The sequence below is a fragment of the Streptacidiphilus sp. PAMC 29251 genome (genome assembly GCF_054208735.2).
The window spans coordinates 7,046,478-7,062,212 of record NZ_CM135725.2 but is presented as its reverse complement, the minus strand read 5'-3'; the positions used below and the strand labels follow the sequence as shown (position 1 = coordinate 7,062,212).

The 15,735-nt window shown below is 72.2% G+C and carries 11 protein-coding genes and 4 pseudogenes; 4 read left to right on the top strand and 11 right to left on the bottom strand.

Going from position 1 to position 15,735, the window contains the following annotated elements:
* Window positions 1-62 precede the first annotated feature (62 nt).
* The 3 genes and pseudogenes from ACXKR8_RS33685 (at window position 63) to ACXKR8_RS33675 (ending at window position 3,735) form a co-directional block, all read left to right on the top strand.
* Window positions 63-1,746 (top strand): annotated as a pseudogene (locus ACXKR8_RS33685) (sugar ABC transporter ATP-binding protein).
* Complete coding sequence (locus tag ACXKR8_RS33680; protein ID WP_458268345.1) at window positions 1,743-2,714, top strand: ABC transporter permease; 972 nt, start codon at window positions 1,743-1,745, stop codon at window positions 2,712-2,714. The pseudogene ACXKR8_RS33685 and the gene ACXKR8_RS33680 overlap by 4 nt, the downstream one beginning before the upstream one ends.
* Window positions 2,711-3,735: pseudogene (locus ACXKR8_RS33675) on the top strand (ABC transporter permease). The gene ACXKR8_RS33680 and the pseudogene ACXKR8_RS33675 overlap by 4 nt, the downstream one beginning before the upstream one ends.
* 17 nt (window positions 3,736-3,752) lie before the next feature.
* On the opposite strand, the gene ACXKR8_RS33670 reads toward ACXKR8_RS33675, so the two are convergent.
* On the bottom strand, window positions 3,753-4,790 hold the full coding sequence (locus tag ACXKR8_RS33670; protein WP_458268343.1) for a LacI family DNA-binding transcriptional regulator: 1,038 nt from the start codon (window positions 4,788-4,790) through the stop codon (window positions 3,753-3,755).
* A 97-nt stretch (window positions 4,791-4,887) separates the two neighbouring features.
* Between ACXKR8_RS33670 and ACXKR8_RS33665 the strand changes: the two genes are divergently transcribed.
* Window positions 4,888-5,961, top strand: coding sequence for an aldose epimerase family protein (locus ACXKR8_RS33665; RefSeq protein ID WP_458268342.1), 1,074 nt, complete (start codon window positions 4,888-4,890; stop codon window positions 5,959-5,961).
* A gap of 54 nt (window positions 5,962-6,015) precedes the next feature.
* Here the strand turns inward: ACXKR8_RS33665 and mutM are convergent, their stop codons facing one another.
* The 10 genes and pseudogenes from mutM to ACXKR8_RS33615 form a co-directional block, all read right to left on the bottom strand.
* Window positions 6,016-6,882 carry a bifunctional DNA-formamidopyrimidine glycosylase/DNA-(apurinic or apyrimidinic site) lyase gene (mutM, locus tag ACXKR8_RS33660; protein WP_458268341.1) on the bottom strand — a complete coding sequence of 289 codons (867 nt, stop codon included), beginning with the start codon at window positions 6,880-6,882 and terminating at the stop codon, window positions 6,016-6,018.
* Window positions 6,883-6,889: 7 nt separating this feature from the next.
* Entirely contained in the window at window positions 6,890-7,657 is a 768-nt protein-coding gene (rnc, locus tag ACXKR8_RS33655; protein ID WP_458275148.1) for a ribonuclease III, read from the bottom strand.
* A gap of 19 nt (window positions 7,658-7,676) precedes the next feature.
* On the bottom strand, window positions 7,677-7,850 hold the full coding sequence (gene rpmF, locus ACXKR8_RS33650; protein ID WP_380518329.1) for a 50S ribosomal protein L32: 174 nt from the start codon (window positions 7,848-7,850) through the stop codon (window positions 7,677-7,679).
* Between the two features lie 2 nt (window positions 7,851-7,852).
* Window positions 7,853-8,410: a YceD family protein gene (locus tag ACXKR8_RS33645; RefSeq protein ID WP_458268340.1), complete on the bottom strand. Its 558-nt coding sequence runs from the start codon at window positions 8,408-8,410 to the stop codon at window positions 7,853-7,855.
* 246 nt (window positions 8,411-8,656) lie between these two features.
* Entirely contained in the window at window positions 8,657-9,775 is a 1,119-nt protein-coding gene (locus tag ACXKR8_RS33640) for a cell division initiation protein (protein ID WP_458268339.1), read from the bottom strand.
* A gap of 85 nt (window positions 9,776-9,860) precedes the next feature.
* Entirely contained in the window at window positions 9,861-10,361 is a 501-nt protein-coding gene (gene coaD, locus ACXKR8_RS33635; protein WP_458268338.1) for a pantetheine-phosphate adenylyltransferase, read from the bottom strand.
* Window positions 10,362-10,364: 3 nt separating this feature from the next.
* A pseudogene (gene rsmD / locus ACXKR8_RS33630) lies at window positions 10,365-10,952 on the bottom strand (16S rRNA (guanine(966)-N(2))-methyltransferase RsmD); the annotation flags it as partial.
* A gap of 73 nt (window positions 10,953-11,025) precedes the next feature.
* A complete protein-coding gene (locus ACXKR8_RS33625; RefSeq protein ID WP_458268337.1) occupies window positions 11,026-11,544 on the bottom strand; it encodes a hypothetical protein in 519 nt (172 codons plus the stop codon).
* Window positions 11,545-11,661: 117 nt separating this feature from the next.
* Window positions 11,662-13,826: pseudogene (gene recG / locus ACXKR8_RS33620) on the bottom strand (ATP-dependent DNA helicase RecG).
* Between the two features lie 56 nt (window positions 13,827-13,882).
* Window positions 13,883-15,520, bottom strand: coding sequence for a DAK2 domain-containing protein (locus ACXKR8_RS33615; RefSeq protein ID WP_458268335.1), 1,638 nt, complete (start codon window positions 15,518-15,520; stop codon window positions 13,883-13,885).
* Between the last annotated feature and the right edge of the window lie 215 nt (window positions 15,521-15,735).

Sequence of the window (15,735 nt, the reverse complement as noted above, 5' to 3'; positions counted from 1 at the left end):
GGCCCCGAGGAACCGCCCGCGCCCGGTACCGACCCCGAGGCGCGGGCGCCCGCACGATCGTCATGGCAAGGAGGCAACCGGTGCCCCAGACACCACCCACCGACATACCCGAGCCCGAGCCCGCAGCCGAGCCCGTTCCGGCACCCGTGCTCGAGGTCTCCGGCGTCAGCAAGAGCTTCGCTCGCCGGGGTGCACGCCCTGCGCGGCGTCGACTTCAGCCTCCGCCCCGGCGAGGTGCACGCGCTGATCGGCGAGAACGGCGCCGGGAAGTCCACCCTGATCAAGGTGGTCACCGGGGTGCACAAGCCGGACGCGGGCAGCATGCGGCTGGCGGGCGAGGAGTTCGCCTTCCACAGCCCGCTGGCGGCCCAGGCCGCCGGGGTCTCCACGATCTACCAGGAGGTGAACCTGGTCCCGCTGATGTCGGTGGCCCGCAACCTCTTCCTCGGTCGCGAGCCGCGCCGCTTCGGCCTGATCGACGAACGCCGGATGCTGCGCGAGGCCACCGCCACCCTGGCCCGCTACGGCGTGCACGCCGACGTCAGCCGTCCGCTGCACACGCTGGGCCTCGGCGCGCAGCAGATGGTCGCGCTGGCCCGGGCGGTGGGGATCGACGCCCGGGTGGTGATCATGGACGAGCCCACCTCCTCGCTGGAGCCGCGCGAGGTGGACACCCTGTTCGGGGTGATCCGCGGACTGCGGGCACAGGGCATCGCCGTGGTCTATGTCAGCCACCGGCTGGAGGAGCTGTACCGGATCTGCGACCGGGTCACCGTGATGCGCGACGGCGAGGTGGTGCACACCGGCGAGATGGCCGGGCTCGACCGGCTGCGGCTGATCTCGCTGATGCTGGGCCGGGAGATGTCCGAGGTGAAGCGCGGCGGGGCGACCGCCTTCGGCGACACCGAGCACACCCGGGACGACAGCGAACCGGTGCTCAGCGCAAGGAATCTGACCGTCCGTCACCGGCTGCACGGGGTCGACCTGGAGGTCCGGGCCGGCGAGGTGCTGGGCCTGGGCGGGCTGCTCGGCTCCGGGCGCAGCGAGACCGCCAAGGCCATCGTCGGCGCGCTGCCCAGCGACGCCGGGACGGTCACCGTGGACGGCGTCGAACTGCGGCACCGCAGCCCGGCTTCGGCGATCAGGGCCGGGGTGGTGCTGCTGCCCGAGGACCGCAAGGTGGAGGGGATCGTCCCCAGCCTGTCGGTGCGGGAGAACATCGTGCTGGCCGCGCTCCCCCGGCTGTCCCGCGGCGGGGTGGTCTCCACCGCCAAGCAGGACGCGGTGGTGAAGCTGTTCATGGACCGGCTGCGGATCAAGGCGTCCAGCCCGGAGCAGAAGGTCAGCGACCTGTCCGGCGGCAACCAGCAGAAGGTGCTGCTGGCGCGCTGGCTCTGCATGAACCCCAAGGTGCTGCTGCTGGACGAGCCCACCCGGGGCATCGACGTCGGCGCCAAGGCCGAAGTACAGGGCCTGATCGAGGAGTTGGCGGCCGAGGGGATGGCCGTGGTGCTGATCTCCTCCGAGCTGGAGGAGCTGATCGAGGGCTCGGACCGGGTGTTGGTGCTCAAGGAGGGCCGGATGGTCGGCCGTCTGGACGGCGACCAGGTCACCGAGACCGCCCTGCTCGCGGCCCTCGCCGCCGGACCCGCCGGCAAGGCCGGCCACACCGACACCGACCACGCCGGCAACCCGGCCGACGACCCGTCACCTGTCACCGCCTCAGCTGAGGAGAACGAGCGTTGAGTACCACCACGGCGGAACGCGGCGGGCCGGTCCTCGACCGGGCCCGGCTGCTGCACCTGCTCCAGGAGTACGGCGTCTACGCGGCGCTGGTGCTGCTGCTGGTGATCGCGGTGTCGCTGGACACCACCTTCCTGTCCGCCGGCAACGCCAGGATCCAGCTGTTCCAGCTGGCCCCGACGCTGCTGGTGGCGCTGGGGATGGCGCTGGTGATCGGCACCGAGGGGATCGACCTCTCGGTCGGCGCGGTGATCGCGCTGTCCGCCGCCGTGGTCCCGCTCTACCTGGGCTACGGCCTGGGCGTGGCGGTCCCGTTGGCGCTGGCGCTGGGGGCGGTCTCCGGGCTGGCGGCCGGGGCGATGGTGGCCTTCGCCGGGGTGCAGCCGATCGTGGCGACACTGTCGCTGATGATCGGCGTACGCGGGCTGGCCGAGCTGGTCAACGGCTCCTCGGCGAAGCCGATCACCGACCCGAACCTGCTCGCCCTGGGCGAGAACAGCCTGCTCGGGGTGCCGCTGATGGCCTGGATCGGACTGCTGGCGGCCGTGGTGGTCGGCCTGGTGGTGCGCCGCACCACCTTCGGCCGGCAGCTGGTCGCGATCGGCGACAACCGGCAGGCCGGACGGCTGGCCGGGCTGCCGGTGCGCCGGGTGCTGATCACCGTCTATGTCATCTCCGGGGTGCTCTCGGCGCTCGCCGGGATCCTGATCGTCGGCCACGGGGCCGAGGCCGACCCGGCCAACCAGGGCCTCAGCATGGAGCTGAGCGCCATCACCGCCGTGGTCGTCGGCGGCACCCCGCTCAGCGGCGGCCGGGTCCGGGTGGCCGGCACCGTGGCCGGCGCCCTGTTCATGCAGCTGATCAGCGCCGTGCTGAACCAGCACAATGTGCCCCCCTCGTACACCCAACTCGTCGAAGCCGCCATCATCTGCTTCGCCGTCTACGCCTCCCGGGAGCGTGGTACCCGATGAGTTCCACCACCGCGCGCAGCACCGCCGCGACACCCGCCCCCGACGCCGCGCCGAAGGGCGCCGCCGAACCGTCCACCCGGCTGGAACAGCTGTCGGGGCAGATCCAGCGGCGCGGGGCGCTGGCCGTCCTGGTGCTGGTCTGCGTGATCGCGTCGGCGACCTCCAGCACCTTCCCCACCTGGTCCAACATCAGCAGCATCCTCGGCAACAACGCCTTCGTCTGGCTGCTGGCACTGGCGATGACCTTTGTGATCACCACCGGCGGGATCGACCTCTCGGTCGGCTCGCTCTACGCGCTCGGCGGGGTGCTCGCCGCCAGGGGCGCGCAGACCGGCACCTGGCTGGCGATCCTGCTGCCGATCGCGGTCTGCGCGCTCTGGGGAACGGTGCAGGGCCTGCTGGTGGCCAGGGCCGGGATGGCGCCGTTCATCGTCACCCTGGCCGGGCTGCTCGGCGCCCGCGGCCTGCTGCAGGCGCTGACCAACGAGGGCTCGACCACCTATCTGATCCCGCAGCACTCGGTCGTCCGGAACCTGGGCGCGGGGTCTGGCCGCCGGTGCTGATCGTCGCCGCGCTGTTCGGGCTCGGCGCGCTGCTGCTGACCAGGACCAGGTTCGGCGCCACGCTGACCGCGCTCGGCGGCAACGAGAACGCCGCGGTGCTGATGGGCCTGCCGGTGGTCCGCGCCAAGGTGCTGGTCTACCTGCTCTCCGGCACCCTGGCCGGGACGGCCGGCGCGCTGGCCGGCGCCCGGCTCGGCTCAGGCGTCACCACCATCGGCGTCGGCTACGAGCTCACCGCGATCGCCTCGGTGGTGATCGGCGGAACCCTGCTCACCGGCGGCGCCGGGTCGATCGGCGGCACGGTCTGCGGGGTGCTGCTGCTCGCGGTCATCCACAATCTGATCGACCACTACTTCTCGCAGTACGGGTCGGCCTTCACCGACACCGTCAACGGGGCGTTCCTGGCGGTGGTGGTGCTGCTGCAGACCCTGCTCAGCCGAGCCCGGCGGCTCAGCTGAGCGGGCCCGGGCAGGCGTCATCCACGGCGGCGGCTGCTCTCCCGGACCACCAGCCGGAAGCCCGGCGTGATCATCCGGCTGGGCTCGGTGTAGCCGTTGGCGATCCGGTCGAGCAGGGCGCCGACCGCCGCCTCCGCGATCTTCGTTTTGTCCGGGGCGATGGTGGTCAGCGAGGGGATCGCGTACTCGGCCTCCTCCACGTCGTCGAAGCCGACCAGGGCGATGTCCTGCGGGACCCTGAGCCCGGCCTCGTGCGCGGCCCGCATGGCACCCAGCGCCATCAGGTCGTTGAAGCAGAACACCGCCTCCGGACGGTCGGGCAGCTTCAGCAGCCTGCGCATCGCCGCCGCCCCGTCCGGCCGGAAGTAGGAGCGGACCGGCGGGAACAGCGCCTGCTCCACCGGCAGCCCGGCGCCCTCCAGCGCCTGGGTGTAGCCGAGCAGCCGCTGCTGCGCGGTGGCGCGGGGGCTGGGGTCCTGCCAGCCGATCGCGCCGATCCGGCGGTAGCCCTGGTCGATCAGGTGCTGGGTGGCGGCCCTGGCGGCGGCCACATTGTCGATGTGGACCCGGTCCGCGACCGGTCCGAAGTCGGCCTCGCCCAGCAGCACCAGCGGGATCGGCCGCTCCCTGGACACCAGCTCCGCCTGGTCCAGGCCCAGCGGGCTGAGGATCACACCGTCGATCATCGGGTCGCCGAGGCCCGAGGCGATCCGCAGCTCGGCGCCGGGGTCGCCCGCGGTGTCGTCCATCAGCACGGTGCAGCCGTGCCGGCGGGCGGCGGCGATCACCTCGACCGCCAGTTCGGCGAAGTACGGCGAGGGCAGCTCGGGGAAGGCCAGCGCGATCACCCCGCTGCGCCCGGTGCGCAGCCGCCTGGCCATCACATTGGGGTGGTAGCCGAGGTCGTCGATCGCCCGCTGGACCCGGACCCTGGTGTCCTCGGCGACATGCACCGAGCCGTTGACCACGTTGGAGACGGTCTTCACCGACACCCCGGCGGCCTCGGCGACGTCCTTGAGCCGCGGTGCGGTCGATCCGCCCATTCGTCCGACCATTGAGTCGACCTTTCGTCCTACCCGATCAGGCTCTGAGGCCACGGCGGCATCAGCTGCTGCGTTACAACGTTAGAATATCGGATCAGGAGTCCTGCCCGTGCGCTCTCCAGCCCAGTCATCCACACCAGTCCGCGACGACTACGGAACCCTCCCCGACGGCTCACCGGTGCACCGGTGGACCATCACGGACGGTACCGGCCTCACCGCCTCCGTCCTCACCCTGGGTGCGATCCTGCAGGCCCTGCACGTCCCCGACTCCTCCGGCCGCACCGCGAACATCGCCCTGGGCCACCGCGACCTGGCCGGATACCTCGGTCGCGCACCCTACTTCGGCGCGACCATCGGCCGCTACGGCAACCGGATCGCCGCCGGGCGCTTCCGGCTGGACGACCGGGTGCACCTGGTCCCGCTCAGCGACCGGCCGCGCCCCAACTCGCTGCACGGCGGCGACGAGGGCTTCGACACCCGGCTGTGGACCGCGGAGCCGGTGCCGGGCGGGGTCGAACTCAGTCTGACCAGCCCGGACGGCGACCAGGGCTTCCCCGGTACGCTGCGGGCCAGCGTGCGCTACACCCTGGCGGAGGGGCGGCTGCGGATCGACTACCGGGCCGAGACCGAGGCCCCCACCGTGGTCAACCTCACCAACCACTCCTACCTCAACCTGGCCGGGGAGGGTGCGGACAGCGTCCTGGACCATGAACTCACCCTCGCAGCCGCCGCCTATCTGCCGGTGGACGCCGACCTGCGGCCGCTCGGCGGCGGCCCGGCCCCGGTGGCCGGCACCCCGTTCGACTTCACCGCGGCGCGTCCGCTGGGCGAGCGCATCGGCGCCGAGGACGAACAGCTGCGGATCGCCGGCGGCTACGACCACTGCTGGGCCCTCGACGGCGGCCGGACCAGCAACCCGCGCCGGGTCGCGGTGCTGCGGCATCCGGCCTCGGGGCGGGTGCTGACGCTCTCCACCACCGAGCCGGGCATCCAGGTCTACACCGGGAACACCCTGGACGGGAGCTTCACCGGCCCGTCCGGACGGGCCTACGGCCGCTACTCCGGCGTGGCGTTGGAGACCCAGCACTTCCCTGACTCCCCCAACCGCCCGGACTATCCGTCGACGGTGCTGCGGCCGGGCGAGGAGTACCGCTCGGCCACGGTGCTGGCCTTCGGGGCGTGACGCTCAGCAGGGCGTGGGGCTCAGCAGGGCGTGACGCTCAGCAGGGCGTGGGGCTCAGCGCGGGCGGGGCAGCCGCTGGCAGCGCGGGCAGAAGTAGCTGGAGCGGTTCATCCAGGCGGCGCGGCGGATCGGGGTGGCGCAGCGGTGGCAGGGCTCGTTCTCGCGGCCGTAGGCGTCCAGGGCGCGGGCGAAGTAGCCGGACTCGCCGTTGACGTTCACATAGAGGCTGTCGAAGCTGGTGCCGCCGACCGCCAGGGCCTCCCCCATCACCTCGCGGGCCGAAGCCAGCAGCAGCGCGGCCTGGGTCCGGGAGAGCGTGTCGGCCGGGCGCTCGTAGTGCAGCTTGGCGCGCCACAGCGCCTCGTCGGCGTAGATGTTGCCGACCCCGCTGATCAGGGTCTGGTCCAGCAGCGCGCGCTTGACCCCGGTCGTCCGGCGGCGCAGCGCGGCCAGGAAGGCGGTGTCGTCGAAGCGGGCGTCCATCGGGTCGCGGGCGATGTGCGCCAGCGACAGCGGGGCGCCGTCCGGATCGCTGGGGTCGGCCTCCTCGACCGCGAGGCCGCCGAAGGTGCGCTGGTCGACGAAGCGCAGCTCGGTGCCGACGCTGTCCTCGAAGCGGAAGCGGACCCGCAGATGGGTCTCGGCCGGGGCGTCGCCCGGCTGGATCAGCAGCTGGCCGCTCATGCCGAGGTGGCCGAGCAGCGAGGTGCCGGTGCCGGGGATGGGCAGCCACAGGTACTTGCCGCGGCGCTGCGCCGGGCCGAGGGCGCGCCCCGCCAACTGCGCGGCGAAGTCCTCGGAACCTGCGGCATGGCGACGCACCGCCCGGGGGTGGAGCACGGTGACGGAACCCACCGTGCGTCCACTCACCCAGCGGTCCAGGCCGCGGCGTACCACCTCTACCTCGGGCAGCTCGGGCACCGGCGCGTCAGCTGTCGGCGGGTGTGGTCGCCGTCTGCTCCGGCGCGGCCGGAGGATCGGTGAGACCGTGCTTCTCGCGGATGGAGTGCCAGGCGTTCTGTGCCGCCTTCTGCTCCGCTTCCTTCTTGGACCGGCCGCTGCCGGTGCCGTAGTCGTCGCCGGCGACCCGCGCGGCGGCGATGAAGGTCTTCTCGTGGTCGGGGCCCGACTCGGAGACCACGTACTCGGGGACGCCGATGCCGACCGAAGCGGTGAGCTCCTGCAGGCTGGTCTTCCAGTCGAGTCCGGCGCCGAGGCTGGAGGACTCCTCGATCAGCGGGTCGAACAGCCGGTGCACCAGCTCGTCGGCGGCGTCCAGACCCTGGTCGAGGTAGACGGCACCGATGATGGCCTCAAGGGTGTCGGCGAGGATGGAGGACTTGTCCCGTCCGCCGGTACCCTCTTCACCGCGCCCGAGGCTGATGAAACTGCCGAGTTCGAGGCCGCGCGCCACCTGGGCGAGGGCGCGCGAATTGACCACCGCGGCACGCAGCTTCGCGAGCTGGCCCTCCGGGAGGTCGGGGTGGATCCGGTACAGCGTGTCCGTCACCACCAGACCCAGCACCGAGTCGCCCAGGAACTCCAGGCGCTCGTTGGTGGGCAGGCCACCGTTCTCGTACGCGTACGAGCGGTGGGTGAGCGCACGTACCAGAAGGGCCGGCTCGAGTGTGTACCCGAGCCGCCCCTCCAGGACGGCGTACCCGGTGTCGGCGTGTTGCAGCGCAGACGCTGACATCGTGTTGGTCACCGGCCGATCAGACCGCAATGACCTGACGGCGGTTGTACGTGCCGCAGCTCGGGCACGCGATGTGGCCCAGCTTGGGCTCGTGGCAGCGGTCGCAAGCCACCAGGGCGGGGACCGCAGCCTTCCACTGCGAACGGCGGTGGCGCGTGTTGCTGCGCGACATCTTCCGCTTCGGAACAGCCACGGCTACTTCTCCTGGTTCTCGGCAGCACCCTCACGGATACCGCTGTCTTCGCTTCCGGCCTCAGATCCGAGGGCCGAGAGTCCCTGCAGAGCCGCCCACCGGGGGTCGACGGCCTCGTGGTGGTGGTCCGGGTCGTCCGTGAGCCGCGCCCCGCATTCGGAGCACAGACCCAGGCAGTCTTCCTGGCACACCGGCTGCAGCGGCAGTGCGAGCACCACCGCGTCACGCAGCACCGGCTCGAGGTCGAACAGGTCGCCCTCGAGTCGGGAAGCTTCTTCGTCCTCGTCGTCGTCGTTCTTGGTCGCGGGACCGAAGCGGCTCATATCGGCCTCGGGGTAGTAGTACAGCTCCTGGAAGTCCGCTTCGAGCTGCTGCTCGACCGGCTCCAGGCACCGCACGCACTCACCCTTGAGGTCTGCTTCGACCGTACCCGTCACGAGTACGCCCTCGACCACAGCCTCCAGACGGAGGTCCAGCTGAACAGCGCTTCCTTCGGGGACGCCGATCACCTCGATCGCGAGGCCTTCCGGCGCCGGGAGGGAACGGGGAACCTTGCGCATCGAACCAGGCCGTCGTCCCAGCTCATGTGTGTCAAACACAAGCGGGTTGCGGTGGTCGAGGCGGTTCAGGGTTTCCTGCTCTCTTACGGCGCGTCCTGGCTACGACGTGCGATGTGTTCTGCCTGTCGGTGCCGAACGTACGAGACGTTCGGGGCAGCCGACAATCCCCGGCACTGAACAGGCCGGAGAGGTCAGACTACCGGACGTGTGGACCGCAACCCAACTCGCGCGGTCCCGACCCTTCCGCTAGTGATTGCCGCCGAGCTCGCGGAGCTTGCTGACGTCGATGAAACCGGTGTCGAAGAAGCTGGTCTCGTCGAGGTTCTGGTGCGGCGCGGGGACCGGCTGGCCGTAGGCGTCGTACTGCTGCTGTGGCTGCTGCTGGGCCTGCTGCGGCTGGTACGCGTAGGGGTCGTACTGCGGCTGCTCGGGCTGCGGCTGCTGCGGCTGGTAGCCGTACGGGTCGTACTGCGGCTGCAGCGGCTGGCCGTAGGCGTCGTACTGCTGGGGCGGCTGCTGCGGCTGGTACGGGTAGCCGTTGGCGTCGACCTCGACCGGCTGCCAGTACTGCGGTTCCTCCTGCGGAGCGAACTGCTGCTGCTGGTGCGGGGGCTGCTGCTGTGGCTGCTGCTCCGCCGCGAGCAGGCCCGCCTGGGCCAGCTCGGCGGCCACGGCCGCCTGCCGCTCGGAGCCCTGGTTGATGCCAGAGGCGTGGTCCGCGGCGGCCAGGTAGGCGCCGAGGTCGTCGGCCGGGGCCTTGCCGAGCAGCTTGTCCCGACCCCGGCCGACCGCGTCCAGGGTCTTGCTGAGCGCGGTCTCCAGGGCGGCGAGCTTCACGTCGACGTACTCGTCCACCTCGGGGCTGGGCGAGCGGAAGGCGTCCTGGGCGAACTCCTCGCCGTCCTCGCCGTCGACCGGGGCCCCGCCGGTGCGCAGCTTCTGCCGGCCGCGGCCGATGGCGCCCAGGGTCTTGGTGAGCACCACCTCGAAGTTGGCCAGCTTGCTGTCGACGTAGTCGTCGGCCTCGCGGCGCTCCTCCTCGGACTCGGCCCTGGCCTCGGCCAGGATCCGGTCCGCCTCGGCCTGCGAGTGCATGGCGAGGTCGGTGCCGGAGACCAGCCTGGCCCGCTCGCCCTGCGCCTCCTGGACGATCCGCTCCGCCTCGCGGCGGGCCTCCTCGACCACCTGGTCGCCCTGCTGGACGGTCTGCTGGGCCTGCGCGAGCTCGGTCGGCAGGGCCTCCCGGATCTCCGCCAGCATGGCGATCAGTTCGGCCTTGTTGACCACGATCGACGCCGACATCGGCATCGACCTGGCGTTCTCGACCGTCGCGGTGATCTCGTCGAGCTTCTGCTGCACGTCCACCTGAGCTCACATTCTCGGGACCGGGGGTCGCCCCCCGAAACAGTGGAGCCGGAGGAGGCAATGGACTCGAAGCTGCACTCTACTGCTACCGGCGTTCGGCGATCCTGGCCACCAGGCGGCGGTGCACCAGTTCCGGGACCAGATGGGACACATCGCCCCCGTACGCGGCGACTTCCTTCACCAGCGAGGAGGAGAGGAAGCTGTAGGTCGGGCTGGTGGGGACGAACAGCGTCTCCACCCCGGACAGGCCGATGTTCATCTGCGCCATCTGCAGCTCGTAGTCGAAGTCGCTGACCGCGCGCAGGCCCTTGACGATCGCGGGGATCTCCCGCTCCCGGCAGAAGTCCACCAGCAGGCCGTGGTGGGACTCCACCACGACGTTGCCGTACGGCGCGGCGACCTCCTCGATCATCTGGATCCGCTCCTCGACCGTGAACAGGCCCTGCTTGGACTTGTTGATCAGGATCGCGACGTGGACCACGTCGTAGAGCTTGGCCACCCGGCCGATGATGTCGAGGTGTCCGTTGGTGATGGGATCGAAGGACCCCGGACAGACCGCTCGACGTACCTTGTTCACCACGGTCATCCCTCACTCGCTCCCGGCGTCATTGGCGGCGGCGCGACCGTACCAGAGCGTGGCCTCGCCGTAACGGCGCTCCCGCAGCGCCGTGAAGCCCTCGGGCCAGGCGAACTCCCCGCCCCTGGTGCTGCGCTCCACGGTGGCGAAAGCGCCGTCCGCGAGCCAGCCCCCGGCCCGGAGTGTGATCAGGATCTCGCGCAGCTCGGCGTCCCCGAGCAGGTACGGAGGGTCGGCGAACAGCATGTCGTAGGGCTGCCCCGGGGCCGCGCCGGCCACCACCTTCTCGACCTGGCCCGGGCGCACCTCGGCGCCCGGCAGGGCGAGATGGCGGACGTTGGCCAGGATCGTCTTCACCGCCGCCGGGTCGCCCTCGACCAGCAGCGCCTGGGCCGCGCCGCGGGACAGCGACTCCAGGCCGACCGCGCCGGAGCCCGAGTAGAGGTCGATCACCCGGGCCCCGGCCAGCGAGCCGCGCAGCGAGGACCAGGTGGAGAACAGGCCCTCACGGGCCCGGTCCGAGGTGGGGCGGGTCGCCTCGCCGGGGGGAACGGCCATCCGGCGGCCACGGGCAGATCCGGCGATCACGCGGGTCATGGGTACAGTCCTTGCTGGTGGTGTGGGCGGTCACCCTCCACGCTATCCGTAGCCGGGGAGGGCGACCGCCCGGCTCTTACGGGACCTCGGCCACCGGGCTGGCCCCGAGCAGCGCCGGGGAGGCGTAGCGGGACCAGGACAGGCAGCCGTCGGGCGGGCAGTACTCGGGGCGGCGCGGGTCGTGGCCCAGCTCGCGCAGCTTGGTGCGGACCGAGTCCGGGGTGCGGCCGAAGCGGGCGGCTATCCGGGCGATGGTCTCGTTGTCGTGGAAGCGCCGGACCAGTTCCTCCTCGTGCACCGGCACCCAGGGGGCGCCGTGTCCGGGGTAGAGCTCGCGCAGCACGTCGCGGTCGGGGATCGGCTCGGAGACGTCGGCGACGATCGCCAGGGCCCGCAGGGCGCGGTTCAGCGCGATCCGCAGCGAGGCGACGTCCTCCACCGGCAGCCGGAAGGTGCCCGAGGCGATGGGGCTGCCGGCATGGCCCTCGCGCCAGCCGGAGAGCTCGATGACGACCTCGCGGTCGTCGTCACTGGTGAGTTCGATCCGGAAGACCTTGTCGCCGAGCGGGAGTTCGTTGAGGTGACGGAATGCCATCGGTGTGCCCCCAGTGTCCGGTGGGAACGCCCTGCTCAAGCGGCGTCCTGAACCCCTCCATTGTCGCGCGCGGCACTGACATTTCCGGGGTCGCGGAGGCGCTGCGGAACGGCGACTTCAGCCTTTTTCCAGGTAGTCCGCGCGGTCCGCGTCGAGCAGGCTGCGCAGCGCGCTCAGCAGCCCCGGCTGCCCCTCCAGCGCGGGGTCCGCGGCGACCAGCCGGACCGCCTCCTCGCGGGCGGCGGCGATCACCTCCTCGTCCTCCAGCACCGAGAGCACCCGGAGCGAGGACCTGACGCCGGACTGGGCCTGGCCCAACACATCCCCCTCGCGGCGCTGCTCCAGGTCGATCCGGGAGAGCTCGAAGCCGTCCAGGGTGCCGGCCACCGCGTCCAGCCGCTGCCGGGCCGCGCTGGCCGGGGGCATGTCGCTGACCAGCAGGCAGAGCCCGGGGGCCGAGCCGCGGCCGACCCGGCCGCGGAGCTGGTGCAGCTGGGAGACGCCGAAGCGGTCGGCGTCCATGATCACCATCACGGTGGCGTTGGGGACGTTGACGCCGACCTCGATCACCGTGGTCGCCACCAGCACGTCCAACTGCCCCGCGGTGAAGCGGCGCATGACCTCGTCCTTGGCGTCCGGCGCCATCCGCCCGTGCAGCACCTCGACCCGGAGGCCCTTCAGCGGGCCGGCCGCGAGCTCGGCGGCGACGTCCAGCACGGCCAGCGGTGGGCGGCGGTCCTCGCCCTCGGCCTGCTTGGCCTTCTTCTCGTCCTCGTCGCCGATCCGCGGGCAGACCACATACGCCTGGTGGCCCTTGCCGACCTCCTCACGGATCCGCTCCCAGGCCCGGGCCAGGAAGTTGGGGCGTTCCAGCGCCGGAACCACATGGGAGGCGATCGGCGAGCGCCCGGCCGGGAGCTGGTCCAGCACCGAGGTCTCCAGATCGCCGAAGACGGTCATCGCGACCGTGCGCGGGATCGGGGTGGCGGTCATCACCAGCAGGTGCGGCGGGCGTTCGGCCTTGGCCCGGAGCGCGTCGCGCTGCTCCACGCCGAAGCGGTGCTGCTCGTCCACCACGACCAGGCCGAGGTCCATGAACTGGACCTTGTCCTCGATCAGGGCATGGGTGCCGATGACGATCCCGGCGTCGCCGACGGCCAGGTCCAGCAACGTCTGCCGACGGGCCGGGACCCCCATCGAGCCGGTCAGCAGGGCGACTTTGGTGCCCTGCTCAGCGCCGCCCAGCATGCCCCCCTCGGCGAGGTCGCCCATCATCTCGACGATGGAGCGGTGGTGCTGCTGCGCCAGCACCTCGGTCGGCGCGAGCAAGGCGGTCTGGCCGCCGGTGTCCACCACCGCGAGCATGGCCCGCAGCGCCACCACGGTCTTGCCGCTGCCGACCTCGCCCTGCAGCAGCCGGTGCATCGGGTGGTCCTGGGCCATGTCGGAGAAGATCTCCGCGGTGACCTTCTGCTGACCCTCGGTCAGGGCGAACGGCAGCCGGGCGTCGAAGGCGTCCAGCACCCCGCCCTCGCGCGGGATCCGGGGGACGGCGGGCTGGGCCGAGTCGGCGGCCCGGCGCTGGGCCAGCGCGACCTGCAGCACAAAGGCCTCGTCCCACTTCAGCCTGGCCTGCGCGGCGATCCGGTCGGCCTGGCTGCGCGGACGGTGGATGGCCTTCAGCGCCTCGTCCAGCGGCAGCAGGCCGCGCCCCTCGCGCAGGGCCTCGGGCAGCGGGTCCAGCACTATGGTCCAGTCCAGGCTGCCGAGCAGCACGTCCAGGGCCTTGGAGAGCTTCCAGGAGGGCATCGCGGCCGAGGCCGGGTAGACCGGGATCAGCCGGCCCGCGAACTCCTCGGCCAGGCCCGCGCCGTCCTCGTCCATCAACTGGTAGTCGGGGTTGGCGAGCTGGCGGACCCGGTTGAAGACGCCGACCTTGCCCGCGAACATGCCCTGCCGGCCCGGACGCAGCTCGTGCGCGCGGTGGGCCTGGTTGAAGAAGGCCAGGGTGAGCCGGCCCCGGCCGTCGGTGACCACGACCTGCAGCCGGTTGCCCTTGCGGCCCTTGAAGGGGATGACCTCGGTCTTCTCGATCCGCGCGAAGACCGTGACGTGCTCGTCCAACTCCAGCTCGTCCAGGCTGGTCAGCTCGCCGCGCTCGACGTAGCGGCGCGGGTAGTGGTGCAGCAGATCGCCGTTGGTGTGCAGGCCGAGGCTGTCGGCGAGCACCTTGGCGGTGGTCCCCCGACCAGCTTCTTCAGCGGCTCATCCAGTGTGGACATGGTCGACGCCCTCCCTTCCGGCACTCAGCTGTACACCACGGCACTGACAATTCCGTTCATTCCACTCCGATGAGCAGCGGCAGCAGCGGCTGCCCGCCCTGGTAGACCACGGTGTCCACGACCGGGTAGGACCGGCGGACATGGGCGGTCAGCTGCTCGGCGACCTCGTACGGGACGCCCTCGCCGAGGATCAGGGTGACCATCTCGCCGCCCGCCGCCAGCATCCGGTCCAGCACCACGGCGGCGGTCCGGCCGGTCTCGGTGCCGATCACCGCCACGTCGCCGTCGATCAGGCCGAGCACGTCCCCGGCTTGGCAGACCCCGGCCATGGTCCAGGACTCCCCCTCGGCGACCGCGAGTTCGGCGTAGCGGGTGGCGCCGGCGGCGGAGGTCATCGCGACCACGTCCTCGTCGAAGCGCCGCGCGGGCTCGTGCACCGCGAGCGCGGCCAGGCCCTGCACCGGGGAGCGGGTGGGGATGACGGCGACCCTGACCCCCTCCTTGCGCAGCTGCTCGGCCGCGGCCCCTGCGGCCGCCCGCAGTTCGGCGTCGTTCAGCAGCAGCACCACCTCCCGGGCGTGCGAGCGGCGGATCGCCGAGGCCAGCTCGGTGCTGGACGGCGGACGGTCCGGGTCGGCGTGCAGCACGGTCGCCCCGGCGTCGGCGCAGAGCCCGGCCAGGCCGTGGCCGTGGACCACGCTGACCACCCCGCGCGAGCCGGGGGCGGCGTCGGCGTCCGGGTTCTCGGCGGCGGTCGCGGCGACGCTGGCGAAGTGGGTGATCCGGATCCGGTGCGGCCGGCCGGCCTCGATCCCGGCCTCGACGGCCGCGCCCGGATCGTCCACGTGCACATGGACGTTCCACAGCCCGTCGCCGCCGACCACGACCAGGGAGTCGCCCAGCGCGCCCAGCGCCTCGCGCAGCGCGGGCAGGGCGTCGTCGGCGGCGTCCAGCAGATAGATCACCTCGTAGCCGGGGCCGCCCTCGACCGCCAGGTGCGTGCCCGAGGGCACCGGCTCGGCCGCCCGCGTCCCGGCCAGGGCCAGCGGGCCCATCGGGGTGTGCCCGCCGACCGCGTCGGCGAGCGCGCCCAGCACGGTGACCAGGCCGCGGCCGCCGGCGTCGACCACCCCGGCCCGGCCCAGCACCTCCAGCAGCAGCGGGGTGCGGGCCAGTGCGACCCGGGCCGCCTCGTAGGCGGTGTCGGCGACGGCGGCCAGGGCGATCCCGGGGTCGAGCAGCGTGGCCGCCTCGGCCGCCTCGGCCGCGGCGGCGGCGACGGTGAGCACCGTCCCCTCCACCGGTTTGGCGACGGCCTCGTAGCCGGCGTCGGCGGCGCGGCGCAGCGCCCGGCAGAGCGCGGGGCCGTCGGCGGGGCCGGTGCCGAAGGCGGCGGCGATGCCGCGCAGCAGCTGGGCCAGGATCACCCCGGAGTTGCCGCGGGCCCCGAGCAGGGCGCCGTGCGCCATCGCCCGCAGCGCCTGGTGCACCGAGGGGGCGGCGGCGCCGGCCGCGAACAGGGCGTCCACCTCCTCGGCGGCGGACTCCACGGTGAGGTAGAGATTGGTGCCGGTGTCGCCGTCCGGGACCGGGTAGACATTGAGCGCGTCGATCTCCTCCCGGGCCTGGCCGAGGGCGGCGAGGGAGAGGCGGCACCAGGCGCGCACGGCGGGAGCGTCGAGGGTGTCCAGCACCTGGGTGTCTCCTTGAGTACGCGGCGTTCCAGCTAGGCCTGCTGGCAGGTTATCCGTACCCCCAGCCCCAGGAGGATGCGGAGCTATCCGGGGCTCCGTGGTAGTTTCGTTGTACGGAGTAAGCCGATGTATGCTGCTCCGGTTGCCCGGATCCCTCCGGGCCGCCCCTCGGTAGCAGCGCAGTCGCCTAGCAGCTCTGTCGCTACCACGGCCTC

Excerpts from the sequence above, each read along its gene's own strand:
- ACXKR8_RS33625 (WP_458268337.1), bottom strand. The coding sequence starts at position 11,544 with ATGGCATTCCGTCACCTCAACGAACTCCCGCTCGGCGACAAGGTCTTC.
- ACXKR8_RS33670 (WP_458268343.1), bottom strand. The coding sequence starts at position 4,790 with ATGGTCGGACGAATGGGCGGATCGACCGCACCGCGGCTCAAGGACGTC.
- ACXKR8_RS33645 (WP_458268340.1), bottom strand. The coding sequence starts at position 8,410 with ATGCGCAAGGTTCCCCGTTCCCTCCCGGCGCCGGAAGGCCTCGCGATC.
- coaD (WP_458268338.1), bottom strand. The coding sequence starts at position 10,361 with ATGACCGTGGTGAACAAGGTACGTCGAGCGGTCTGTCCGGGGTCCTTC.
- rnc (WP_458275148.1), bottom strand. The coding sequence starts at position 7,657 with ATGTCAGCGTCTGCGCTGCAACACGCCGACACCGGGTACGCCGTCCTG.